The 23,946-nt window shown below is 37.4% G+C and carries 30 protein-coding genes and 1 pseudogene; 3 read left to right on the forward strand and 28 right to left on the reverse strand.

The features are described 5' to 3' along the window. The 3 genes and pseudogenes from V7S50_RS21790 to nuoA all read right to left on the reverse strand — a co-directional run. Window positions 1-240 (reverse strand): annotated as a pseudogene (locus V7S50_RS21790) (NADH-quinone oxidoreductase subunit C); the annotation flags it as partial. Further along, on the reverse strand, window positions 237-755 hold the full coding sequence (nuoB, locus tag V7S50_RS21795) for an NADH-quinone oxidoreductase subunit NuoB (protein WP_000236331.1): 519 nt from the start codon (window positions 753-755) through the stop codon (window positions 237-239). The gene nuoB and the pseudogene V7S50_RS21790, both read right to left, overlap by 4 nt. After that, complete coding sequence (nuoA, locus tag V7S50_RS21800) at window positions 746-1,114, reverse strand: NADH-quinone oxidoreductase subunit NuoA (protein ID WP_000179273.1); 369 nt, start codon at window positions 1,112-1,114, stop codon at window positions 746-748. The genes nuoB and nuoA overlap by 10 nt, the downstream gene beginning before the upstream one ends. Window positions 1,115-1,403: 289 nt before the next feature. Here nuoA and V7S50_RS21805 point away from each other — a divergent pair, with 289 nt between their 5' ends. Beyond that, the gene (locus tag V7S50_RS21805) at window positions 1,404-4,133 is read left to right on the forward strand and encodes a putative bifunctional diguanylate cyclase/phosphodiesterase (RefSeq protein WP_242254237.1); all 2,730 of its coding nucleotides are present in this window, start codon (window positions 1,404-1,406) and stop codon (window positions 4,131-4,133) included. A 70-nt stretch (window positions 4,134-4,203) separates the two neighbouring features. On the opposite strand, the gene V7S50_RS21810 is transcribed toward V7S50_RS21805, so the two are convergent. From V7S50_RS21810 to V7S50_RS21900, 19 genes are all read right to left on the reverse strand, one after another. Beyond that, window positions 4,204-4,857, reverse strand: coding sequence for a DUF975 family protein (locus tag V7S50_RS21810; protein ID WP_242254234.1), 654 nt, complete (start codon window positions 4,855-4,857; stop codon window positions 4,204-4,206). A 47-nt stretch (window positions 4,858-4,904) separates the two neighbouring features. Next, the gene (locus V7S50_RS21815) at window positions 4,905-5,696 is read right to left on the reverse strand and encodes a DUF975 family protein (protein WP_242254232.1); all 792 of its coding nucleotides are present in this window, start codon (window positions 5,694-5,696) and stop codon (window positions 4,905-4,907) included. Window positions 5,697-5,826: 130 nt separating this feature from the next. Then, window positions 5,827-6,228 (reverse strand): F0F1 ATP synthase subunit epsilon, encoded by a 402-nt coding sequence (gene atpC, locus V7S50_RS21820; protein WP_060487972.1) that lies wholly within the window; start codon window positions 6,226-6,228, stop codon window positions 5,827-5,829. Window positions 6,229-6,248: 20 nt separating this feature from the next. Next, complete coding sequence (gene atpD / locus V7S50_RS21825; RefSeq protein ID WP_242254230.1) at window positions 6,249-7,658, reverse strand: F0F1 ATP synthase subunit beta; 1,410 nt, start codon at window positions 7,656-7,658, stop codon at window positions 6,249-6,251. A gap of 239 nt (window positions 7,659-7,897) precedes the next feature. Continuing rightward, window positions 7,898-8,758: a F0F1 ATP synthase subunit gamma gene (gene atpG / locus V7S50_RS21830; protein WP_063222513.1), complete on the reverse strand. Its 861-nt coding sequence runs from the start codon at window positions 8,756-8,758 to the stop codon at window positions 7,898-7,900. A gap of 211 nt (window positions 8,759-8,969) precedes the next feature. Beyond that, window positions 8,970-10,478 carry a F0F1 ATP synthase subunit alpha gene (atpA, locus tag V7S50_RS21835; protein WP_063222514.1) on the reverse strand — a complete coding sequence of 503 codons (1,509 nt, stop codon included), beginning with the start codon at window positions 10,476-10,478 and terminating at the stop codon, window positions 8,970-8,972. Window positions 10,479-10,489: 11 nt separating this feature from the next. Then, window positions 10,490-11,032, reverse strand: coding sequence for a F0F1 ATP synthase subunit delta (gene atpH / locus V7S50_RS21840; protein ID WP_000064683.1), 543 nt, complete (start codon window positions 11,030-11,032; stop codon window positions 10,490-10,492). Continuing rightward, window positions 11,029-11,535, reverse strand: a complete 507-nt coding sequence (gene atpF / locus V7S50_RS21845; RefSeq protein WP_001142618.1) for a F0F1 ATP synthase subunit B — start codon at window positions 11,533-11,535, stop codon at window positions 11,029-11,031. Before atpF ends, atpH begins: the two co-directional genes overlap by 4 nt. Window positions 11,536-11,662: 127 nt before the next feature. Further along, entirely contained in the window at window positions 11,663-11,881 is a 219-nt protein-coding gene (atpE, locus tag V7S50_RS21850) for a F0F1 ATP synthase subunit C (RefSeq protein ID WP_000052064.1), read from the reverse strand. Between the two features lie 56 nt (window positions 11,882-11,937). Then, the gene (gene atpB, locus V7S50_RS21855; RefSeq protein WP_060632954.1) at window positions 11,938-12,657 is read right to left on the reverse strand and encodes a F0F1 ATP synthase subunit A; all 720 of its coding nucleotides are present in this window, start codon (window positions 12,655-12,657) and stop codon (window positions 11,938-11,940) included. A gap of 7 nt (window positions 12,658-12,664) precedes the next feature. Continuing rightward, window positions 12,665-13,057, reverse strand: a complete 393-nt coding sequence (locus tag V7S50_RS21860; RefSeq protein WP_000567600.1) for an ATP synthase subunit I — start codon at window positions 13,055-13,057, stop codon at window positions 12,665-12,667. After that, entirely contained in the window at window positions 13,057-13,281 is a 225-nt protein-coding gene (locus V7S50_RS21865; protein WP_001171223.1) for an AtpZ/AtpI family protein, read from the reverse strand. The genes V7S50_RS21860 and V7S50_RS21865 overlap by 1 nt, the downstream gene beginning before the upstream one ends. A gap of 26 nt (window positions 13,282-13,307) precedes the next feature. Further along, window positions 13,308-13,421, reverse strand: coding sequence for a DUF4024 domain-containing protein (locus V7S50_RS21870; RefSeq protein ID WP_242254228.1), 114 nt, complete (start codon window positions 13,419-13,421; stop codon window positions 13,308-13,310). A gap of 372 nt (window positions 13,422-13,793) precedes the next feature. After that, window positions 13,794-14,423 carry a uracil phosphoribosyltransferase gene (upp, locus tag V7S50_RS21875; protein WP_000517539.1) on the reverse strand — a complete coding sequence of 210 codons (630 nt, stop codon included), beginning with the start codon at window positions 14,421-14,423 and terminating at the stop codon, window positions 13,794-13,796. 273 nt (window positions 14,424-14,696) lie between these two features. Beyond that, entirely contained in the window at window positions 14,697-15,938 is a 1,242-nt protein-coding gene (glyA, locus tag V7S50_RS21880; RefSeq protein WP_242254226.1) for a serine hydroxymethyltransferase, read from the reverse strand. 228 nt (window positions 15,939-16,166) lie between these two features. Continuing rightward, window positions 16,167-16,784: a TIGR01440 family protein gene (locus tag V7S50_RS21885; RefSeq protein WP_242254224.1), complete on the reverse strand. Its 618-nt coding sequence runs from the start codon at window positions 16,782-16,784 to the stop codon at window positions 16,167-16,169. A gap of 21 nt (window positions 16,785-16,805) precedes the next feature. Then, on the reverse strand, window positions 16,806-17,249 hold the full coding sequence (gene rpiB / locus V7S50_RS21890; protein WP_242254214.1) for a ribose 5-phosphate isomerase B: 444 nt from the start codon (window positions 17,247-17,249) through the stop codon (window positions 16,806-16,808). Between the two features lie 96 nt (window positions 17,250-17,345). Then, window positions 17,346-17,786, reverse strand: coding sequence for a low molecular weight protein arginine phosphatase (locus V7S50_RS21895; RefSeq protein ID WP_242254206.1), 441 nt, complete (start codon window positions 17,784-17,786; stop codon window positions 17,346-17,348). 246 nt (window positions 17,787-18,032) lie between these two features. Continuing rightward, window positions 18,033-18,530, reverse strand: a complete 498-nt coding sequence (locus tag V7S50_RS21900; protein WP_063222518.1) for a PTS sugar transporter subunit IIA — start codon at window positions 18,528-18,530, stop codon at window positions 18,033-18,035. A 388-nt stretch (window positions 18,531-18,918) separates the two neighbouring features. Between V7S50_RS21900 and V7S50_RS21905 the strand changes: the two genes are divergently transcribed. Beyond that, window positions 18,919-19,305, forward strand: a complete 387-nt coding sequence (locus tag V7S50_RS21905) for a DoxX family protein (RefSeq protein WP_000968618.1) — start codon at window positions 18,919-18,921, stop codon at window positions 19,303-19,305. 159 nt (window positions 19,306-19,464) lie between these two features. After that, window positions 19,465-20,076 (forward strand): flavin reductase family protein, encoded by a 612-nt coding sequence (locus V7S50_RS21910; protein WP_000949041.1) that lies wholly within the window; start codon window positions 19,465-19,467, stop codon window positions 20,074-20,076. 195 nt (window positions 20,077-20,271) lie between these two features. On the opposite strand, the gene V7S50_RS21915 is transcribed toward V7S50_RS21910, so the two are convergent. The 6 genes from V7S50_RS21915 to spoIIR form a co-directional block, all read right to left on the reverse strand. Further along, window positions 20,272-20,550: a DUF3935 domain-containing protein gene (locus V7S50_RS21915; protein ID WP_063222519.1), complete on the reverse strand. Its 279-nt coding sequence runs from the start codon at window positions 20,548-20,550 to the stop codon at window positions 20,272-20,274. Between the two features lie 84 nt (window positions 20,551-20,634). Beyond that, entirely contained in the window at window positions 20,635-20,763 is a 129-nt protein-coding gene (locus V7S50_RS21920; protein WP_257148962.1) for a hypothetical protein, read from the reverse strand. Between the two features lie 19 nt (window positions 20,764-20,782). Then, window positions 20,783-21,331 (reverse strand): manganese efflux pump MntP, encoded by a 549-nt coding sequence (locus V7S50_RS21925; RefSeq protein ID WP_242254205.1) that lies wholly within the window; start codon window positions 21,329-21,331, stop codon window positions 20,783-20,785. A gap of 74 nt (window positions 21,332-21,405) precedes the next feature. Then, window positions 21,406-22,449, reverse strand: a complete 1,044-nt coding sequence (locus V7S50_RS21930; protein WP_242254204.1) for an L-threonylcarbamoyladenylate synthase — start codon at window positions 22,447-22,449, stop codon at window positions 21,406-21,408. 108 nt (window positions 22,450-22,557) lie between these two features. Next, the gene (locus V7S50_RS21935; RefSeq protein WP_000758435.1) at window positions 22,558-23,016 is read right to left on the reverse strand and encodes a mechanosensitive ion channel protein; all 459 of its coding nucleotides are present in this window, start codon (window positions 23,014-23,016) and stop codon (window positions 22,558-22,560) included. Window positions 23,017-23,065: 49 nt separating this feature from the next. Then, window positions 23,066-23,929 (reverse strand): stage II sporulation protein R, encoded by an 864-nt coding sequence (gene spoIIR / locus V7S50_RS21940; protein ID WP_242254315.1) that lies wholly within the window; start codon window positions 23,927-23,929, stop codon window positions 23,066-23,068. Window positions 23,930-23,946 lie beyond the last annotated feature (17 nt).

Here is a 23,946-nt window from a genome sequence, read left to right on the forward strand (position 1 = left end):
TCTTTTTTGCTTCGCTAGCACTGCTGCTTTTGCTTTTGCGGCGGCTGCTGCACGTCGTTTTGCTTCTTCTACAGTCATATCGTTATTTTTTGGTAGCGCTTTCTCTTTTTCGCGGTTTTCTTCCTCAAGTTTACTTATTTCCGCATCATGTTTCGCAACAAGACGTTTTCTCGCTTCTTCCTTCGCCCGTCTAGCCGCTTCTTTTTTTAAATCCTCTAAATCTTTATCTGGATTGCTCATTTATTCGTCACCTGCTTCCCTGTCTTTGCCTCGTAACGAATTTTTTCCTTCAATTTATTAATCCCATAAATTAAAGCAGCAGGATTTGGTGGGCAACCAGGGATATACACGTCAACAGGTACAATTTGATCTACACCTTTCACAACAGCGTACGAATTTACATATGGACCACCTGCAGTCGCACAAGATCCCATTGCAATAACCCATTTTGGTTCAGGCATTTGATCATATAAGCGCCGAACAATAGGAGCCATCTTCTTCGTTACCGTTCCCGATACAATCATAACGTCCGATTGCCTTGGTGAAGTCCGAAAAAATGACCCAAATCGGTCTAAATCATAATGTGATGAACCTACTCCCATCATTTCAATGGCACAGCATGCCAGTCCAAATGTCATCGGCCATAAAGAATTGCTCCGTGCCCATCCTTTCAACTGTTCCAATGTAGAAAAAAAGATATTTCGTTCTAATTCCGCTCGCTCATTTGGATGTAATTCCTCAAAATTTATAACCATTGTAACACCTTCTTTTTCCAAGCATACGCTAATCCAACTAGCAACATTACAACAAAGATGAGCATTTCAATCAGTGCAAATAAACCGAGCTTGTCATATGCAACAGCCCATGGATATAAAAATAAAGTTTCTACATCAAAGATGACAAACAATAAAGCAAAAATATAATAACGAGCATGAAACCGAATATTTGCATCATGAAAAGGCTCAATCCCACTCTCATACGTCGTCGCTTTCGCTGCACTTGGTTTGTTTGGACGCAGCATTCTTCCTAATGTAAGAGCCACTACCGGCAGCAATATGCCTAATAGCAAGAAAATCAAAACGATCATATAACTATTTTCATATACACTTGCCATTGTGAAACCCTCCCCCCTGAATTAAGAACAAGTTCACTTAGTAAACAATATGTCCTAGTTGCAGTAATTATTATTTTTAAATTTTTCTAAATAATGCAACTATTTTATTCATTATAGCAAACTTCAAATTCCTATGTCGATATGTTGAGGACAGAAACGAGAATTATTAAAATCTGTTTTTATAACTCGCTATACCTGTGTAAAATAAGTATAGAAATTATATATGTATTTCAAGAAACTACAGAAAATAAAAAGAGGACTTTATATGTATATACCGTGGGTGAGATAAATGAAAAAACAAACACATGTAAGTATTCTTATAAGCATTATATTGTTATCTATATCGATTCATTACGTGGCAATGCCTTTTCTATATGAATACTCATTTCCTTTTCAAATATTGATTGGAATGAGTACCCTATTCATTGATATTATCGCTTGTAGTTATATACTTTATTTTTCAAACATGAAAGAAGGGTTACCTCGTTTATTTTGGACTATTTTATCTGTTGGAACCCTCTCTTATTTCATTGGTGATCTTGTTGTTGCCTATCAACGTTTAATTTTAAAGGACTACTATACATTCGTTGATCTGTCCGACTTTTTTTACCTACTTTTTTTAATTAGCTTTGCGTTGGCTTTTCTATATGAGATCATTTATAACCGAGATTTATTAGAAAAGCTTTTTATGATATGCGATATTTGTATTATTGTTACAGCACAATTCACTTTAAGTTACTACTTACTTATTGAACGCACCATTCACGTTTCTTCAACATCCTATATCGACATATTTGTTCAACTTACCTATCCAATGGCCGATTTGCTCTTTTTTCTCATAGGAATCAATCTGTTATTCAAGCCATTATCCTTATTATCCAAAAGAGTTGGCGCGCTTCTTGGCAGTGCTTTACTTTTATATGCTACTACAGATGCGATTTATGCTTATATTAAATACTTAACACCCGAGTATTCCATGTTTACAGTTACTCCTCTCTATCAAGTAACTTTAGTATTAGTAGCTATCGCCTGTATTCTGCATACAAAAGAACCTGAAAGACAAGAGCAAGTACTATTAACACCTAAACTTGGTGAATCGATCAGATTGTCCTTACCTTATATTTCTGTCGTAATGCTTATTGTTTTTATATTAGTTGAATACGTTTTTGCACCTATTGTAGTAATCGGACTTATGATAACTTTCTCCTTCGTTCTCATACGCCACAGTTTAGTTCGAAAACAAAATAAAATATTATTGCTAGCCCAAATGCAATTCAACTCAGAACTCGAAAAACAAATTGAACTACGTACAGAAGATTTAGTAGAACAAAAAAATGAACTATACCATAACCAACAAATGTTTAAATCTTTATATGAGCACCATCCAGATCCAATCTTCACCTTAGATTTGTACGGTAATTTTCTCAAAGTGAATAACGCGGGTACTACTTTACTCGGTTATCAAACGAATGAATTATTAAATCAACCTTACTATTCACTTATGTATGAAGAAGATTTGGAAGAAATCATTAATGCCTTTCATCGCGTAAAAAAGGGGAAATCTATTTCTTTAGAAATACGGGCATATCATAAAAATAGAGATATTTACTACTTGCACGTTACAGCTGTTCCTATCTTTTTAAAGAATCATATTTCTGGGGTTTATTTAATGATTAAAGATATTACGGAAAGCAAACAACAACAAGAACAAATTAATTTCCTAGCATATCATGATACTTTAACAGAGCTTGCAAATCGCCGTGCATTTCATCAATATGTAGAACAGGCAATTGCTCGATCCGAAATATCAAAAAGGCCTTTTGCTGTTATGTTTCTCGACCTAGACCGCTTTAAGGTTATTAATGATACCCTCGGTCATAGGGTAGGAGACCTTCTATTAATTGCAGTAGCAAAAAGACTCGAAAGAATATCGACACCAAATATGAAGCTTGCCCGGCTAGCTGGGGATGAATTCACAATCCTTATCGAGAATTATAAAAAAAGGCCGGATGTAAAAAAAATAGCTGATACGATCGTAGCAGCTATGAACGAACCATTCGAAATTGAAAATCAACATTTACAAATCTCACCGAGCATCGGGATTGCAATATATCCTGAAGCAGGTGAAGATCCATTGTCAATCTTGCAGCATGCTGATATGGCCATGTACGAAGCAAAAAATAAAGGAAAAAATGGTAGCTCTCTGTACACGAAAGAATTGTATAAAAAAATGGAACGAAAAGCTCGAATTGAAAAAGATTTACCACTCGCTTTAGTAAACGAAGAGTTTTATCTGGTCTATCAACCACAAATTGATATTACGACGAAAAAGATTATTGGTGCTGAAGCATTAATACGCTGGAAACACCCACTCCTAGGTGACATTCCGCCATGTGAGTTCATCCCAATTGTAGAAGAGACTCCACAAGTCATTCCACTCGGTCATTGGGTATTAAAAGAATCTTGTCGCCAGTTAAAAATATGGCATACTTTCGGCTACACAGATTTAAAAATAAGTGTAAACTTATCCGCAAAAGAGTTCCAGCAAGAGAATTTAATCGATAACATTTCACAAATAATAACAGACATTAAAGTCAATCCAAAGCATGTAATACTTGAGTTAACAGAACGAATTGCAATGATTGATGAGAAAGAAACATTATCAAGACTAAAACAATTAAAGGAATATGGTATTCAAACGTCCATTGATGACTTCGGTACCGGCTATTCTTCTCTCGCTTATTTATCAATTTTCCCTATTGATACGTTAAAAGTACCGAGAGAATTTACACAACTAGCCGATCATCGGCCTGAGGAAAGAGCCATCGTTTCCACTATCCTTTCCCTTGCAAATACTTTAAACCTTTCTGTCGTTGCTGAAGGAATTGAAACAGAAAAACAACTTAAGTTTCTACAAAAGAACAACTGTAAATATATGCAAGGTTACTATTTCAGCAAACCACTTACTAGCCATCAATTTATAAAATTTCTACAAAAAACACCCAGTATGAACCAATAGCTCATACTGGGTGTTTTTATCATGCTATTTGCTGACAGTAAAACGAGTCATCAACGTGAGATGCCCCACTTTATAGTGTCGGAGTTGTTTTCTCGTAATATTCCTCTGCAATTTCTTCATAAAAAGCTGCTGACGTCGTATAAAAATATGGAATTAGCCATAGGAATCCAATCCCTAATGTAATACAACTCAATATAAACCAACCAATAAAGCTTAAACATAAAATGAAATACTCCATCTTATGTCCATCCATCATACGACGGCTTTCTGTAATAGCTTGGTTTATAGAGTACTCAGGATGATCATTTATAATAAAGTACGTCATCGCATAAGAAAATGATTTAATAATGCCCGGAATAATAAATAGTAAAAACCATAAGAAAATATAAATGTTTACTACTATATATAATAAAAATGACTTTATAAACTTACTTCCTTCTGTAAACCATCTGAATATATGCCCAATACGCGCTTCCTTTTCACGAATGATATGCAGTGCTAAACAATAACCACCTAGCGTTAATGGACCTACCACCAATATTGTAATAATGTCTACTGAAAGTGAGCCATTTACTTCTTTCCAATCCCAAACCTGAGAGAAAACGAAATCAATACTAAAACTAAAAGCTGAAATAAGAATCGAAATAAGTAATGTTGCCCCGACAGCTAATCCCCATTTCCCTTCTAATGAATCTAGTGCTTCTCCTTTTAAATCACTAATCATAATTTTCCTCCTATACGTAATAACTCTATTAGTATAGCATGTTCCTACTACAATTCATCTTTTGAAATATAGCGATAAAAATGCGCTGTCGTTGTACTCACATACGGGCTAAGCCAAAGAAAACCTATTCCAAGAGTTAAAATCGCTAAAATACCCCATCCTATAAAACTAAGCCATAAAAGAAACAAATCTAACTTATGTCCCTTCATAAGATGCTTACTTTCTTTCATCGCTTGTGACACACTATACTCTGGATTTTCAACCATTACATAATACGTCATCGCATATGCAAAATAAAGAATGACCATTACAACAAACGAAATAGCTAATAAAATAAAGAAAACAATTATAAATGATGGATTTGCATTCTCATCAAGAAAACCTAATATCCCAAATACAATCGTTCCTAACATCGGAACCCATGTACCTGTATATAATAAAATTGCGAGCATAGCCCACATCGTTTTCATCATTCTTTTAAAGCCACGAAATCCTTCAAATAAATAATCCACTCTAGCGTCTTCCCGTTTACTTATTTGTAGAAACACATTCGTATAACCATATGTGGTAATGCCATAAGCCGCATAACTTAAAATTATCATAAGACAGTAAAAAAACCCAAACGTAATAGCAGCTCCAATTGACATCACGTCTTCTTCCATCGAACCAGTTGAAATAGACGCTAAAAGAAATATTATAACTCCTGGAATTAATAGTATAAGCATTACAGCCATTGAAACGACGTAACTTAAAATATGATATAAAATCGTTGTTCCAACACCTAGCCCCCATTTTCCTTTTAAAGAGTGCAATGCTTCTCGTTTCATTTCACCGATCATTTCTTCATCCCCTTTATAAATTGTTGTCTATTCTCTACTTATACAAGCATCAATATAATTATACCATTTTTGTAAAATTATCCATAAACTACATAAAAAATCCGTAAAGGCAAAGCCTTTACGGATTTTTTTATTTCATATCAGAAACGTTTAAACGGTTCACGGCACGTTGTAATGCCATTTCTGCACGTTTAAAGTCAACATGTGCTTGTTTATCTTGCATACGTTGCTCAGCGCGACGCTTCGCTTCATTTGCACGATGGATATCGATATGGTTTGCTTCTTCAGCAGATGATGATAATACAGTTACTTTATCTGGACGAACTTCGATAAAGCCACCGCTTACTGCTACATAATCAGTGTGTCCACCATGTTTCAGACGAACTGCACTAATTTTTAACGGTGCAACAGTTGGAATGTGACCTGGTAAGATCCCCATTTCCCCACTCTCTGCTTTTACACTTACCATTTCTACTTCTTTTTCGTAAACCGGTCCATCAGGAGTTACAATACTGACTGGAAATGTCTTCATACTTCGTCCCTCCTAAGGCCTTACGCCATCATTTTCTTCGCGTTTTCAATAACTTCTTCAATGCCACCAACTAAACGGAATGCATCTTCTGGAAGGTCATCATATTTTCCTTCTAGAATTTCTTTGAAACCACTAACTGTATTTTTTACAGGTACATAAGAACCCTTTTGACCTGTAAACTGCTCAGCTACGTGGAAGTTTTGAGATAAGAAGAATTGAATACGACGAGCACGATGTACAACTAACTTATCTTCTTCAGATAACTCATCCATACCTAAGATAGCGATGATATCTTGAAGCTCTTTGTAACGTTGTAAAGTTTGCTGTACTTGACGAGCCACTTCATAATGCTCTTCTCCTACGATTTCTGGCGAAAGTGCACGAGATGTAGATGCTAATGGATCTACGGCTGGGTAAATACCCATTTGTGTTAAACGACGCTCTAAGTTTGTTGTTGCATCTAAGTGAGCGAACGTTGTAGCTGGTGCTGGGTCAGTATAGTCATCGGCTGGTACATATACCGCTTGGATAGACGTGATAGACCCTTTATTTGTAGATGTAATACGCTCTTGTAATTGACCCATTTCTGTTGCAAGTGTTGGTTGGTAACCTACCGCAGATGGCATACGACCAAGAAGGGCAGATACTTCAGAACCCGCTTGCGTGAAACGGAAGATGTTATCGATGAACAATAGTACGTCTTGTCCTTGCTCATCACGGAAATGCTCAGCCATTGTTAAACCTGTTAATGCAACACGTTGACGTGCTCCAGGTGGCTCGTTCATTTGTCCGAATACCATCGCAGTTTTCTTGATTACGCCAGAATCGCTCATTTCGTGGTATAAGTCATTACCCTCACGAGTACGCTCACCTACACCAGCGAATACAGAGATACCACCGTGCTCTTGTGCGATGTTGTTAATTAATTCCTGAATTAATACTGTTTTACCTACACCGGCACCACCGAATAGACCGATTTTACCACCCTTAATGTAAGGAGCAAGTAAGTCTACTACTTTAATACCAGTTTCAAGAATTTCTACTTTAGTAGATAATTCTTCGAATGCAGGTGCTTGACGGTGAATTGGATCACGGTGTACATCCGCAGGAAGTTCACCATCTAAGTCAATTGCATCACCTAATACGTTGAATACACGACCAAGTGTTGCATCACCAACTGGTACAGAGATTGCTTTACCAGTATCTTCTACTTCTGTGCCACGAACAAGTCCATCTGTGGAAGACATCGCAACTGTACGAACTGTGTCATCACCTAAATGAAGTGCAACTTCAAATGTTAAGTTAATGCTTGCTCCGTTTTCGTTGCTTTGTTTTACCGTAAGGGCGTTGTAGATTTCTGGTAGCTTTCCGCCATCAAACTTAACGTCTACAACCGGACCCATGATTTGCGTAACGCGCCCTTTATTCATCGGGTTCCCTCCTAGCTTTCTTTTAATTAGCCAGCTTTCTAAGAGAAGTCGGCTTTTAATTTTTTATTAGTTTAGCTTATGCGACTCTTTTGACAGAGCCGCTTCCACTTTTTATTGAATCTAGCTCCGGTGGCTAGAAGGGTCGGTCATTTCACCCCTTCCTATGAGGCAAAGAACGCCTCTTTGTCAGGAGTTCCAATGCCCTCCCCTTCTGAGCAAGCCACCTACGCTTTTTAATACTATTCTAACGCTGCCGCTCCACCAACGATTTCCGTAATTTCTTGTGTAATCGCTGCTTGACGTGCACGGTTGAATGAAAGTGTAAGTGAATCGATAACTTCCATTGCGTTGTCTGTAGCACTCTTCATTGCTGTCATACGCGCCGCGTGCTCACTTGCTTTACCGTCTAGTAATGCACCGTACACTAAGCTTTCTGCGTATTGTGGCAATAGTACTTTTAAAATTTCTTCTTCAGAAGGTTCGAATTCATAAGCTGTCGTCGGTTTATCAGACGCCACATCAGTAAGCGGTAAAATTTTATTTTCCGTTACTTCTTGTGAAATTTTACTTACGTAATGGTTGTAGTAAATGTACAGCTCATCATAAGCACCATCTGCGAACATCGCAATTGCTCGAGAAGCAAGATCTTTAATATCAGTAAATGATGGGTGGTCAGATAATCCAACTACTTCATCAATGATGTTAAAGCCGCGACGTTTTAAATAATCACGTCCTAGTCGTCCAAGCACAATAATTGAATATTGGTTTGAATCCATATTATGACGTTCACGAACTACGTTACTTACCGTACGTAATACGTTACTGTTATAACCACCTGCTAGTCCGCGATCAGATGTAATAACGATGTATCCTGTACGCTTTACAGGACGCGCATTTAGCATTGGATGATTAATTCCTTTACTTCCTTGCGCAATGCTCGCTACTACTTCTTGAATCTTTTCCATATACGGAACGAAAGATTTAGCATTTTGCTCTGCACGGTTTAACTTAGATGCAGATACCATCTCCATCGCTTTCGTAATTTGACTCGTTTTCTTTGTCGAGGTAATCTTCGCTTTTATATCGCGTAAAGATGCCACAGGTTTTCACCACCTTTTTTCCGGAAGTTGGCACGATTAGTAAGAATCCTCTTCCTAATCTACGTTGCAAGATATTCTTGCTCATGATTGAAGGAAAAGAATAGGTGCACCTACTCTTTTCCTTTACATAACCGTCAGCAATCTCAAAGCCTGAGATGCCTTTTATATATTATCTAGCTTCGGCGGCTTGTACGAGCCGCTTACGCTTTTATTATTCAGAAGCTACGAATACTTTTTTAAATCCGTTAATTGCTGCTGCAAATTTGTCGTCATCCGCAAGTTTCTTAGTTGTGCGGATTTCTTCTAATAAGTCAGTCGCATTAGAATCTAACCAAGCATGGAATTCTTCTTCGAAACGAGTGATATCTACTACTGGGATATCATCTAGGAATCCACGTGTTAAAGCGTAAAGAATGATAACTTGTTTCTCTACACGTAACGGTTTGTGTAATCCTTGTTTTAATACCTCAACTGTACGAGCACCACGGTTTAGTTTCGCTTGAGTTGCTTTATCAAGGTCAGAACCGAACTGAGCGAACGCTTCTAACTCACGGTAAGATGCAAGGTCAAGACGAAGTGTACCTGATACTTTACTCATTGCTTTAATCTGAGCAGATCCACCTACACGAGATACAGAAGTACCCGCATCGATTGCTGGACGTACGCCAGAGAAGAATAGGTCAGATTGTAAGAAGATTTGTCCATCCGTAATAGAGATTACGTTTGTTGGGATGTATGCTGAAACGTCCCCTGCTTGTGTTTCGATGAAAGGTAGTGCAGTTAAAGAACCGCCGCCTCTTGCATCACTTAATTTTGCTGCACGCTCTAATAAGCGAGAATGTAAGTAGAATACATCCCCTGGATAAGCTTCACGACCTGGAGGACGACGTAATAGTAATGACAGCTCACGGTAAGCCGCTGCTTGTTTTGATAAGTCATCATATACTACTAATACGTGTTTACCATTGTACATGAACTCTTCACCCATTGTTACACCAGCATAAGGAGCTAAGTATAATAATGGAGCTGGTTGAGAAGCAGATGCAGTTACAACGATTGTGTAATCTAATGCACCGTGCTTACGTAGTGTTTCTACTACGTTACGTACAGTTGATTCTTTTTGTCCGATAGCTACATAGATACAAATCATATCTTCATCTTTTTGGTTAATGATTGTATCAAGTGCAACTGCTGTTTTACCTGTTTGGCGGTCACCGATGATTAACTCACGTTGTCCACGGCCAATTGGTACAAGAGCATCGATCGCTTTAATACCTGTTTGAAGTGGTTCATGAACAGATTTACGATCCATTACACCTGGTGCTGGACTTTCGATTGGACGAGTGTTTGTTGTATTGATTGGGCCTAAACCATCAACTGGTTGACCTAATGGGTTTACAACACGACCGATTAGTTCTTTTCCTACTGGTACTTGCATGATGCGACCAGTACGACGAACTTCGTCACCTTCACGGATTTCTGTGTAAGGTCCTAAAATGATAATACCTACGTTGTTTTCCTCTAAGTTTTGTGCTAGCCCCATAACGCCGTTAGAGAACTCTACAAGTTCACCAGCCATAACGTTATCAAGACCATGAGCACGCGCGATACCGTCACCAACTTGGATAACTGTACCAACATCACTAACTTCGATTTCAGACTGATAGTTCTCGATTTGTTGCTTTATCAGTGCGCTAATTTCTTCAGCTCTGATGCTCATGTGCTTCACCCCTATCTATTCTTCATTAATTCACGCTGAATACGTGCTAATTTTCCTTGTAAACTTCCATCATAAATGCGATTTCCAATACGTACTTTAATCCCGCCTAGTAAATCTTCATCTACAACATTTTTTACGCGAATTGCATCTTTTCCCGTTCTCTTTGCAAATGCTTCTGCAATGTTAAGCTTCTCTTCTTCTGATAGAAGACGAGTAGAATATACAGTTGCGTCCGCTACGTTACGTTCTTCATTAGCAAGAACAACATATTCATCTGCAATTTCAGGTAAGATATCAATACGTTTGTTATCAATTAAAATATATAACGTATTTAAAATAGATTCAGAAACAGATCCGAATACGTTTGCAAGAAACGTTTTCTTCTGCTCTTTTGAAATGTTCGGTTGCGTTAAAAAGCTATGTAGTTCTCCGTTCTTTACATAAACGTTTTGTACAAGGCGTAATTCCTCTTCAAACATTTCTAATACGTGTTTTTCTTTAGCAATTTTAAAAAGAGCGACAGCATAACGTTTTGCTACAATCCCATTGCTCATCGCGCTTCTCCTACTTCTTTAATATAATCGCGAATTAACTTTACTTGATCTTCTTCTTTTAATTCTTTTTCAATTACTTTAGAAGCAATTTGAACAGATAAAGAAGCAACTTGTTCTTGTAAAGCAGCAATCGCTTGCTCTTTTTCGCGTTGAATTTCTTGTACAGCAGATGCTTTAATTGATTCTGCTTCTTCTTTCGCAGCAGCAACAATAACATCTTTTTGATCTACAGCTTGTTTTTTCGCTCTTTCGATTAACTCTTGTGCTTCAACACGTGATTGTTTTAACATTTCACGTTGTTCTTCTACTAACTTCTTCGCTTCAGCGTTACTTCTTTCTGCAGCGTCGATTTCATTAGTAACATGCTCTTCACGTTCTTTCATAATTCCCATTAAAGGACCCCACGCAAATTTGCGTAGCATTACTAATAGAAGTAAGAAAATGAACAATGTATAAGCAATCGTTCCAAATGGAATGGCAGCCCCTAATAATAAAGTTGGCACAAGGATTCACTCCCTTCAAAATATCTAAATTGATCATATGAAAAAAAAAGACATACGTTTCGTCATAAAGCAATGGCGAAGAAAGTTCAAAAAACACTCTTCGCCATCTATGTAAGGGGAGTCTCCCTTATTTGTTCATTACGATGAAAGCAATAACTACACCGATGATTGGAAGTGCCTCAACTAAAGCAACCCCGATGAACATAATTGTTTGAAGTGCGCCTTTTAATTCTGGTTGACGAGCAACACCTTCGATTGTACGTGATACGATAAGACCGTTACCAATACCTGCACCTAATGCTGATAAACCAATTGCAATTGCAGCTGCGATTACACCTAAACTCATTTAATTTGTCCTCCTTTGTATTATAAAAAAATAAATTTTTTCTTACTTAAATTATATTAATGGTCATGGCTTACTTTATGGGCCATATAAACCATCGTTAACATTACGAAAATAAACGACTGGATTGAACCAACGAATACGCTGAATCCCATCCATGCTAACATCGGTACAAGCGCACCTAATGCTCCAAGGACTGTCGTCCCGCCTAACTTAGCAAGTAATCCTAATAAGATTTCACCTGCATAAATGTTACCGAATAAACGGAGACCTAACGTTAATGTGTTAGCAAACTCCTCAATAACCTTTAATGGGAATAAGAATTTCATAGGTTGGAAATAACCTTTAACGTATTCTTTCGTACCCTTCATCTTAATTCCATAATAATGGGTGAGGGTAACTACCATCACGGCTAATGTTAATGTAACTGCTGGATCAGACGTTGGTGATCTCCACCATGCAATATGTTCGCCAGCCTCAACTGTTGAATACATGAATGGTAAACCAAGGAAGTTCGATACGATGATAAACATGATAAGCGTAACGCCAAGCGTTAAGAATCGTCCACCTGTTTTCCAGTCCATCGTACTATTGATAATCCCTTTCACGAAGTCAAACACCCATTCCATGAAATTTTGCATTCCTGTTGGGCGAAGAGCTAAACTGCGAGTTCCAATAACAGCGATTACGAAAACAATAACTGCTGCTACAGTAACCATCATCACTGATGACAAATCGAACGTTAAACCTAGAAATTCAACTAATTTACCGTGTTCCACTAGTAATTCACCTCTCTTCCCTGCTCTTATACTCTAAATAAAGAAAATCTATGATCATGACAAGGTATCCTGTCAGCAATCCTACACCTAGGCCCCACATCGCAATTAACTCTTGATATTTGGCTGCAAATAAAATTAATAATCCAATCGTCGCGAACCTTGAATATGTACTTACCGCTGTTGCTTTAAACTTCACGTTTTCTCCATTTGTCACGCGATCTAATAGCTTGTCTGTTCTACGTGCAATGATGCGCAAACTAAGAAAACTGAAAATCGTTCCGATAATCAGCCCAAGAAATACATCCTTGTAAGAGGTGAATCCCCATCCTAGCACTAGAAGCGCAAGCAAGTAGTACATATATTTCTTTTGTCTTTGGACAAGTCCATGTACGTCTATCATCATTGCTCTCCCGAATAGTAATGTCGAATGAGTCGAATCATTGCGTATACCCCTGTTCCTAACCCGAGTAATAACCCTATAATAAGAAACAATGGAAACGTTCCAACCTTATTATCAATCCACTGCCCACCAAAGATTCCAACAAGAATAGAACCGACTAACTGAGCAAGAATACCTGACATTAAAGCATAAGCTTTTATATGGCTGCGATCGTTTTTTTGCAAGGATTCATCCCTCCAATATGTAACCCTCATTCACGATGTGTTAATAATAACTCATTTTTTTGCATAAATCCTATACAAAATAAAAAGTTTACATTTTCGTCACGGAATGGATGTAATTTTGTCACTGAAAGCCCTACCATCTATCCCCGTTGTTAGCATACAATAGGGTATTAACAGTGTCAACGAGAAATCGTAAAAAATCAAAAAATTTGAGTATTAGTCATTTCCTCCCAAAAATGAAAACGTTCCCCTTCTAAATACTGGTTAGAGATATGCAATTTCTAACAGTTTTCTCTTTATAATAGAAGGGAATGTTCACAAGTTTGTCACTATTATATTTTTAAGATATAACGCTTTTCTTCCATAATATAGTGCTCTTTAGACGTAAGACTTCTATATTATATGTGATGTGTATGCAACTTATGTTGTATATACTATGTATATTTATCCCCCTCCCCTACCTCAGCGAGGCGCAAAAAAAACGAGAGGGGAATCCCCTCTCGTCAGTTGTCTTACTTCGTTCCGAATAAACGGTCACCAGCATCACCAAGACCCGGTACTACATATCCGTGGTCATTTAATTTCTCATCTAATGCTGCTACATAAATATCAACATCAGGATGTTCTTCTTGTACTACTTTTACTCCTTCTGGAGCTGCAACGATACACATTAATTTAATTTGTTTTGCACCGCGCTTTTTCAGAGAGTTAATTGCTTCAGCCGCAGAACCACCTGTTGCTAGCATCGGATCTAGTACGATAAAGTCACGCTCTTCTACATCCGTTGGAAGTTTCACATAGTATTCTACCGGTTGCAATGTTTTAGGGTCACGGTATAAACCAACGTGTCCTACTTTTGCTGCTGGAATTAATTTCAGAATTCCATCAACCATGCCTAAACCTGCACGTAAAATCGGAATTAAACCAAGTTTTTTACCAGCGATCACTTTTGTTGTCGCTTTGCTTACAGGTGTTTCAATTTCAATGTCTTTAAGTGGAAGATCGCGAGTAATTTCGAAAGCCATTAAGCTTGCTACTTCGTCCACTAATTCACGAAAATCTTTCGTACCTGTATTCTTATCGCGAATATATGTAATCTTATGTTGAATTAACGGGTGATCAAATACATACAGTTTTCCCATGTGAATCTCTCCTTTAGATGATATTCATGCGTTTGCACGCTTTTTTACACTATTTACGATTGTAAAGAAAACGCTACTAATATTCAAGGGCAAATTTGGCAAAATCATGATTTTACAATGAATCTATCTAGTATCTTTACCAATTATGGGAGCTGTATCCTTCATTATATCGCCAAAATTTATTCATCATTTGTATACATACTTAAAGAACAATATATGTCCAAAAAAAAAGACTGCCAAAACAATTACGTCTCAGCAGTCTTCTTTAATCTATTATAGATCTGTGTACATTGGGAATTTGCTCGTTAGCGCTTCTACACGCTTACGTGCTTCTTCTAATGCAGCTTCATTTTCATGATTTTTTAATGTATAAGCAATAAGTGACGCAATTTCATCCATTTCTTCTAAACCGAAACCACGAGATGTTACAGCTGCCGTACCGATACGTACACCGCTTGTTACAAATGGGCTTGCTGTTTCAAATGGAATTGTATTTTTGTTCACTGTAATACCAACTTCATCTAATACGTGCTCTGCTACTTTACCTGTGATTTCTAAGTTACGAACATCAATTAAAATTAAATGATTATCTGTTCCTCCAGAAACAAGTGTAAGTCCTTCTTTTTGAAGGCCTTCAGCTAAGCGATTCGCATTATTAATGATATTTTGTGCATATGTTTTAAACTCATCTTGTAGTGTCTCACCAAATGCAACAGCTTTTGCGGCAATTACATGCATAAGTGGACCACCTTGAATACCAGGGAAGATTGATTTATCAATTTGTTTTGCAAATTGCTCTTCACATAAAATCATACCACCACGTGGACCACGTAATGTTTTATGTGTTGTCGTTGTAACGAAATGTGCATGTGGTACTGGGTTTGGATGTAAACCAGCAGCTACTAAACCAGCGATATGTGCCATATCAACCATAAAGTATGCACCCACTTCATCTGCAATCTCACGGAATCGTTTGAAATCGATAACACGAGGATATGCACTTGCACCTGCAACGATTAATTTTGGTTTATGTTCTTTCGCTTTTGCTAATACATCATCGTAATTAATACGGTGAGATTCAGCATCCACGCCATATTCTACGAAATTATATTGTACTCCACTGAAGTTAACAGGGCTTCCGTGTGTTAAGTGACCACCATGAGATAAATTCATACCAAGTACTGTATCGCCTTGCTCTAAAATCGTGAAGTATACTGCCATGTTCGCTTGCGCACCAGAATGTGGTTGAACATTTACATGCTCTGCACCAAAAATTTCTTTCGCGCGATCACGTGCGATATCTTCTACTATGTCTACGTGCTCGCAGCCACCATAGTAACGTTTTCCAGGATATCCTTCAGCATACTTATTCGTTAAAACAGAACCTTGCGCCTCCATTACTGCTTCACTTACGAAGTTTTCCGAAGCAATTAACTCAATCTTTGAACGCTGTCTTCCTAGTTCTGCCTCAATTGCAGCAAATACCTTTTCATCTTGACGTTTTAAATGATCCACCAAAATCCCCCTTTTCTGAACGAATTACATCGATTCCCAATAGTTTTTTCTCATTTATTCAGAAAAAACGAAAATTCAGGTTGTAATTCTTTCGAACCTTCATGTTTTCAACTACATTCTAACATGACTTTCTATATCATAAAAGAAAAAAAAGACCGAAAATCGGTCTTTTCTTTCTTCTATGATAAAGTCAGACAACATACCTCGTTCATAGGATAAAGTGCAACTTTAACGGCAAATGCTAGTCTCTTCAGCTGTCGCATAAACAGCACGTGCTCCACCAATTAGTTTTCCACGTGTTGTTGCCATCGTTACATGCGCACTTCCAATTTCCTTCACACTTGTACGAACCGGAACAGCTACATGCTTTAAATGCATACCGATAAATGTATCACCAATATCCATTCCCGCATCCGCTTTAATAAACTCAATTACTACCGGATCTTTCAAATTATGATAAGCATATGTTGCTAATGCACCACCTGCTGATCTAACAGGCGTAACTGTTACAATTTCAAATTGATATTTCATTGCCAACTCTCTCTCAACTACTAAAGCACGGTTTAAATGCTCACAACATTGAAACGCCAACTCAATACCTGTTTGCTCTTGAAATTGTTTTAACTCAGAAAAAATCGCCTCTGCTACTTCCATCGTTCCTGATGTTCCAATTCTCTCTCCTAGCACTTCGCTCGTACTACACCCAACTACAAAAATTTGACCACTTTGTAATGAAGCTTGTTCTTGGAAATCAGAAAGCGAAATTTGTAGCTGTTCTCTTACCTTTACGATTTCTGTCATTACGCCTCTTCCTTTCACAGGTTGGTTCACCAAATTATATTTCATACTACTTCTAGTTAGAATCTATTACTTTGCTTCGTATGTTTTAATTTTTCCTACGCGGTTTTCGTGACGGCCACCTTCATAGTCAGTTGTTAACCAAATTTTTGCGATATCACGAGCTAGACCAGCACCAATTACACGCTCGCCCATTGCTAACATGTTAGTGTCATTATGCTCTCTCGTTGCTCTCGCGCTGAAAGTATCATGAACTAACGCACAACGAATACCATTTACTTTGTTTGCAGCAATTGACATACCGATGCCTGTCCCACAAACTAAAATACCACGATCTACTTCGCCATTCGCTACCATTTCCGCTGCTGGAAACGCAAAATCAGGGTAATCAACAGAACCAGCTTCACATTCACAACCTAAATCAATATATTCAACATTTAACTCTTCTAATAAACTTACAAGTTCTTTACGGATATTCATACCGCCGTGATCAGATGCTACTACTACTTTCATTTTTACCCCTCCAAAGTTTCAATCCATTATCTTCATTTCTCACTCGATACCTTAAGGGTACGAAGTGATCTCCAATATCGTATTATACACGAAACATCAACCTTCTGAATGTTTTTTCAGTAAAGTTTGTACAAGTTTTTCCATCTCTTCTAACGTTTCTTTATAAGTAGAAAGTGAACCGCCAAATGGATCTGAAATATCTTTACTTATCCCCTCAGTTACTCCATATAATGTATCCACTTTCTTTTCAACGCTCGGATAATGTCCAAGGACAATTTGCCTATGATTTTCCGTCATTGTTACTACAATATCAGCCCAATCAAGCAAAGCTTCGTTTACTTGCTGCGCGGCATGATCGATTGCAATTCCCTTTTCAGCTAAAGCTTCCTTTGCATATACCGACGCATCACTTCCAGGATAGGCGAAAACACCAGCAGATTGCACTTCAAACTTACCTTCTCCATGATGACGAAGTAACGCTTCAGCCATCGGGCTACGGCATGTATTTCCAGTACAAATAAATAACACTCGTTTCATCCAAACCCACCCCTTTTCTTCTTTTCCTACCTTTTATCATAACGTACATAAGAATAGAACAAAAGAAATGTGAATATACAAAAGGCGCATTTCTCTTATATTTTTTCTAAGAAAAATGCGCCTTATCCACATATATGTGAAACCCTATTTCCAAGTGCCTAGAGTATTTTAACATACATAGTAATCGTACTACAAAATAAAATAAGGAATCCATTTCATACGAAACGGATCCCTCTTATACAATAATTATTTCATTGTAACTTTCATTACTTCTGTTGAACCTTTTGTAGCTGTTACACCTACAGTTGTCTTAATAGAATCAGCTGCATCTGTGTTTGTAATAACGATTGGAGTAATTGTGCTTTTCGCTTTTTCACGAATTAATTCTAAGTCGAATGAGATTAATTTATCTCCAGCTTTTACAGCTTGGCCTTCAGAAACGTGAGCTTCGAAACCTTCGCCTTCCATTTTTACAGTTTCTAATCCAACGTGGATTAAAATTTCTGTACCGTTTTTCGCTTTAATTCCGATAGCATGTTTTGTGTGGAATAATTGTACGATTTCACCATCAACTGGAGATACAACTACACCTTCAGTAGGATCGATTGCAACACCGTCACCCATCATACGACCTGCGAATACTGGATCTGGTACTTCTTCAATATTTTTCACTGCTCCAGTTAATGGAGCTACGATTGTTTCTTCATTTGTTTTTGAACCAAGACCGAATAATTTTTTAAACATAGGATAGTCCTCCTTATAATTTACCTAAAAGTTTATAGGGCAATCCCTAGTAAAGATCGGGATACATGTAAGACTTCATACTTCGAATATTATACTATAAAAACGCTTTCGAAATAAATTACGTCATTACTAATAGACTCTTATTGTAGCTCTTTGCAAAATTCCAGTCAATTCTGATTGTCTGAATAACAATAAGAAAATTAACTTCTACTTATATTTTCTCTTTTTTTATCCAACTTGTCTAGAGGTCTTTACTACATTTTGTTTTTTGTTGTTAATTTGTAAAATTAATTTCAAACTTTTTTCGAAATCTACTTGACTAAAGTAAGTAACTATTTTATTATTACTTACATAAGGTAAGTTAATAACTTTTAGGGGGTTTTCAAAAATGATGGATTTCGGTCTTCTTATTATTCGTCTTATTATAGGTATTACATTCATGGGTCATGGTGCTCAAAAATTATTTGGTTGGTTCGGCGGTTACGGTTTAAAAGGAACAGGCGGCTGGATGGAATCAATCGGTTTACGCCCTGGTGTATTCATGGCATTTATGGCTGGCGCAACTGAATTATTAGGTGGTTTCTTATTCGCATCAGGTATTTTCACTGCAATTGGTTCATTATTTATCGTTGGAACAATGTTAATGGCAATCTTCACTGTTCACGGAAAAAATGGTTACTGGGTAACCCAAAACGGATATGAATACAACTTAATGTTAATCGCCGTTGCTATCGGGGTAGCTTTAATCGGACCTGGTGCATACGTTTTATTATAATTTTTATCTTGAACTCGAGATTATTTAGACGGAACTTACTTCATTGTGGTTGAAGTAAGTTCTTTTTATGTAATAAAAATATTATTTTCAGCAGGAGTTTTCCACTAACATCTTGTAAACAAACAATAAGTCGTCATATTTAGAAAGGGGATTTCAAGCATGTTATCCATTAATCCAAATGAACAATCGGAAAAAGAGAATTACAAATTATTAACGGGAAGTATCATTCCACGCCCTGTCGCATTCGTTACTTCTGTAACAAAAGACGGCGTATTAAACGGAGCACCATATAGTTATTTCAATATTGTCGCTGCTAATCCACCACTTATCTCAGTTTCTGTACAACGAAAAGCTGGAGAAAGAAAGGACACTTCCCGAAACGCAATTGAAAAAGGGGAATTTGTCGTACATATCTCTGATGAATCATATGTAGCGGCAATTAACGAAACAGCAGCTAATCTCCCGCCAAATGAAAGTGAAATTGAACTAGCAAAACTAACACCAATTGAAAGTGATGTCATCTCCGTTCCAGGTGTAAAAGAAGCAAATATTCGAATGGAATGCGTACTAGAACGCGCAATTCCTCTTGGCGGAACAGAAGACTCACCGGCTTGCGATCTACTAATCGGACGCGTCGTTCGTTTCCACGTCGCAGAACACCTATACGAAAATGGACGCATTCATGCAGAAGGACTAAAACCAGTAAGCCGCCTAGCAGGACACAACTACGCAAAACTAGGCGAACAATTTGAATTGGTGAGGCCAGTTTAAAAGTGGACGCGGCTCGTTCAGAATCGCAGGGCACTTTAAGCTCTCGACCTTGAAGCGATTTTTACTTCGAGCGAGAGAGCGAAATGACCGGAGATTCTAGCCGCTGGAGCTGGATAATATCTAAAAGCGAAGACAACTCAATTACTTCCTTCACTTAAACATAAAAATCCCCTGCTAAATAGCAGGGGATTTTTTTCATTGTAATTCTTCCTTCTTCTCTTCTAAAGTAGGCACTTTCTCTTTTTTCGGTTTCCCAAGCTTAATAACTAAGAAATATAGGGCAAGCAATGTAATCAGAAAAACAATTAAAAACGGGTATGGAGAATAAAAAGCACGCGCTGCCTCCGTTTTTCCCGCCACAAACTTCAATGACTCAATATCTAAAAACTCAGCAAACATTTGTACACCGAGCATACTAAACCAAAAGACAAAGAAACTAATAATAATACCAAAAACTTGCTTCAATCTCGTCATTCATCTCATCCTTTCTATATGTGTAATTTTTTAGCGCAATCATTATAGTACAAACAAAACTATGCACAGAAAGGAACTATTTTACTATTCGCGAATTAACTTAATCCAACCTAAAATTGAAATTTGCAAAATAACACCCCAAATAATAAGCAGTCGTAACCATCTAGGAAAAAAAGTTACAAATTGAATGTACCATTCCAATAACTTTTTCATAGCGCCCTCCCCCTTAAAATTATATAGGAAAAAGGAGATATAATCCAAATCCAACCAGAATGATACCACCTACTATCTCACCGTATGTACCGAGCATATCTTTCGCATGCCTACCAATGAATAAACCAATCCACGCTAATAACATACTAACAAATCCAAAAAGTAATATCGTAATAATTGTCTGTGCTCCGTAGATACCAAGACTAAGCCCTACTGAAAAACTATCTATACTAACGCCAAATGCAAATACGAATAAGCTAATTCCAATAGGGGCCGTTCTAGTCTCTTCATTCTCCAATATAGAGGAATATACAATATAAAATCCTAGTCCAATTAATAAAATAGCACCTGCAAAATGTGCAATGTCTCCATACTTCTCTGATAAAAAACGACCTAATACCATCCCTATAAATGGCATGATAATATGAAATACCCCTATCGTCATACCGATATACAGGATTTGTCTTACCTTTAAGGTCATCATTCCCATACCAAGACTCACCGAGAATGCATCCATTCCTAAGGCGAATGCCATAATTATTAAAGGTATTAGCTGTTCAAACGTCATTCATGTCCCTCCTCGGACGTGCTACTTCAAAATATGCTTATCCGAGGAGAAATATTCTGTTTGCTAATCGTACCTTATGATTCAGTAATAATCTGATGTCCTGCCGCTTTTGTTAAGCGATTCATAATCGCATTTCCTATTCCTTCATCCGGGAATGATTCACTAAAAATAACATCCACATCACTTGCATCAAACGTTCTAAGTACATCATATAATTTAGTCGCAACGCTAGCTAAATCGCTTCGAACACCACAAGATAATACAACATCCGCGCTATATATATGCTGATACTCTTCTGTCGTTAATACGCCCACCTTGAATCCTTCTTCCTTCTTCTCATCCACAAGGTGCTGAATAAACTCACGTGACCCTTCAACAATACTAAGTGGCGCTTTCGGTGCATAATGTGTATATTTCATTCCGGGTGATTTCGGTTTTTCTTTCTCGTCCTTTAAAGCCGGATCTAAAGAAACCGTACCGATCACCGCTTCCAATTGTTCTTTCGTAATTCCACCTGGGCGTAATATCGTCGGAATAGTGCTCGTACAATCAATTACAGTCGATTCGACGCCAACTCCTGTTGCACCACCATCTACAATACCTGCGATTTTTTCATTTAAATCTTCATATACGTGAGACGCTAGCGTCGGACTTGGACGCCCAGAGCGATTCGCACTCGGTGCTGCAACAGGTACATTTGCCTCCTCAATGAGAGCAAGCGCTACTGGATGATCAGGCATTCTTACTCCAACTGTATTAAGTCCTGCCGTCACTTTCTCTGAAATTCCTTCTTTTCTAGGCAAAATAATTGTTAACGGGCCTGGCCAAAAATGCTCCATTAACTTCTCTGCAACTGGCGGAATTTCCTTCACAATCCCATCTAACTGAGATTTTGTACCGATGTGGACAATCAGTGGATTATCACTCGGTCTTCCTTTCGCTTCAAAAATTTTCGCGATTGCTTCATCATTCATCGCGTTTGCGCCTAATCCATATACCGTTTCTGTAGGGAAGGCAATTGCCTCGTTTTCCCTTAATAATTTTGCTGCTTCTTGTAACTGTGGATAATATTTTTTTCTTTCCACAACATTATCCACAACCCACATATTTGTATGCATTTTTTCCCACGTCCTTTTCTACCCTGAAATACTTGTCTATTTTTAGTTTACTATGAGATTTATCCAAAAGACAAACAAGGTTTATCCACAAAATGTGGATAAACCTAATTAATCCGTGGATAACTTTGTGAATAGCTGACAATTTAGTATTATTGCATTTGGCTCTTTTATATTTTTACAAAAGTGTTCTAACTGTCGAATTCCCTCTGGTACGTTTTCTTTCTCTATAGTAACAAAGTCAAAAAACTGAAAGATCGTTATAGATTGTGGATGATTTGTTAATAAGTACAATTGTCGAATGTTTTTTTCTTTCATATACTGCAAAAACATTTCAAAAAAATATAAGAAAGTCTGTTTATCCACATTAGGTGTGAATAAACAAGAACGAATAAGTGCGTTTTCTTCACTTTGTTCATATCCAATGACAGCCCGTATTTCTTCCGCCTCTTCCAAAATCATAAATTGCGCGTACAACTCATTTATTTTATCATCTTTTTTATTAGCTTGTCCGAAAAAAGAATGCAATCTTTCCACATCTGCTTTCGTAGCAAAATATACCTTCTTCATAGTAAATCCCTCCTCTTTTTTATATATGAGAAGGGATCTACTAATAGTACTATTTAGAGAATAAAGATGTAAAAGCCTCTACAATAAACAACTTAACTTCCGGCTTTTCTTCTTCCTCCTCTATTTTTACATACTCATTTTGTTTATCTTGTTTTTGTTCCACAGGTTTCTCCACTTTTTCCACAGTTTTTGTTTCCTCTTTACTTACAGATTGTTCTTCTACTTTCGTTTCATTTTTTACTACTTTCTTTTCAGAAGCTGTTACTTTTTTTGCGACTTCCTGCTTTACAACTTTCTTTTCTTTCACCGCATCCTCTTTTTTCTCTTCTGTATCTACTACTTCCTCATCTATTTGTTTTACCTGCTCCTCTTCAGGAGATTCAGCCTTCACAACATGTTCTTCTTTCCTTACAGCTGTACCACTTGAAAAATCTAAGAAACACATCGGCGGAAATAATACACACCACCAGTTCGCCCCTTCACCTTCTCCAATTGTAATCAATACCGCCTCATATTCCCCTGCTGGATAAATAAAATTCCCATATACCTTTGTAGGAAACTTTACATTCTTACTGAATTTCACTTGAAATGAATCTTTACTTCCTTCTTTTTTCAACGTATCGGCCACTGTTTTTTCGATTTCTGGAATATGACTTTGAATGACTTTACGCGCCTCTTCAAATGAAGTTAAATCCGCTACCCAACCATCAATTTGCGTTTTTACTTCATCACGCACTTTGCGCTTTAACGCCTGATCTTTATCTGAATCACTATTTGCTAAAATTCGTAATCGAACGGCCTCTTTCGGAATAACTGAAGGCCCTTTCGCATCAGCTTTCATATATCCAAACTGCACAAGCAACTGTGCACCAATTAATAATAGAAGAAGATAAGCAATAACTTGTTTTTTCATTTCCTCCACCGTCCCTT

It is taken from the genome of Bacillus sp. CCNWLW194 (assembly GCF_037120585.1).
In the GTDB taxonomy this organism is placed as follows: domain Bacteria; phylum Bacillota; class Bacilli; order Bacillales; family Bacillaceae_G; genus Bacillus_A; species Bacillus_A basilensis.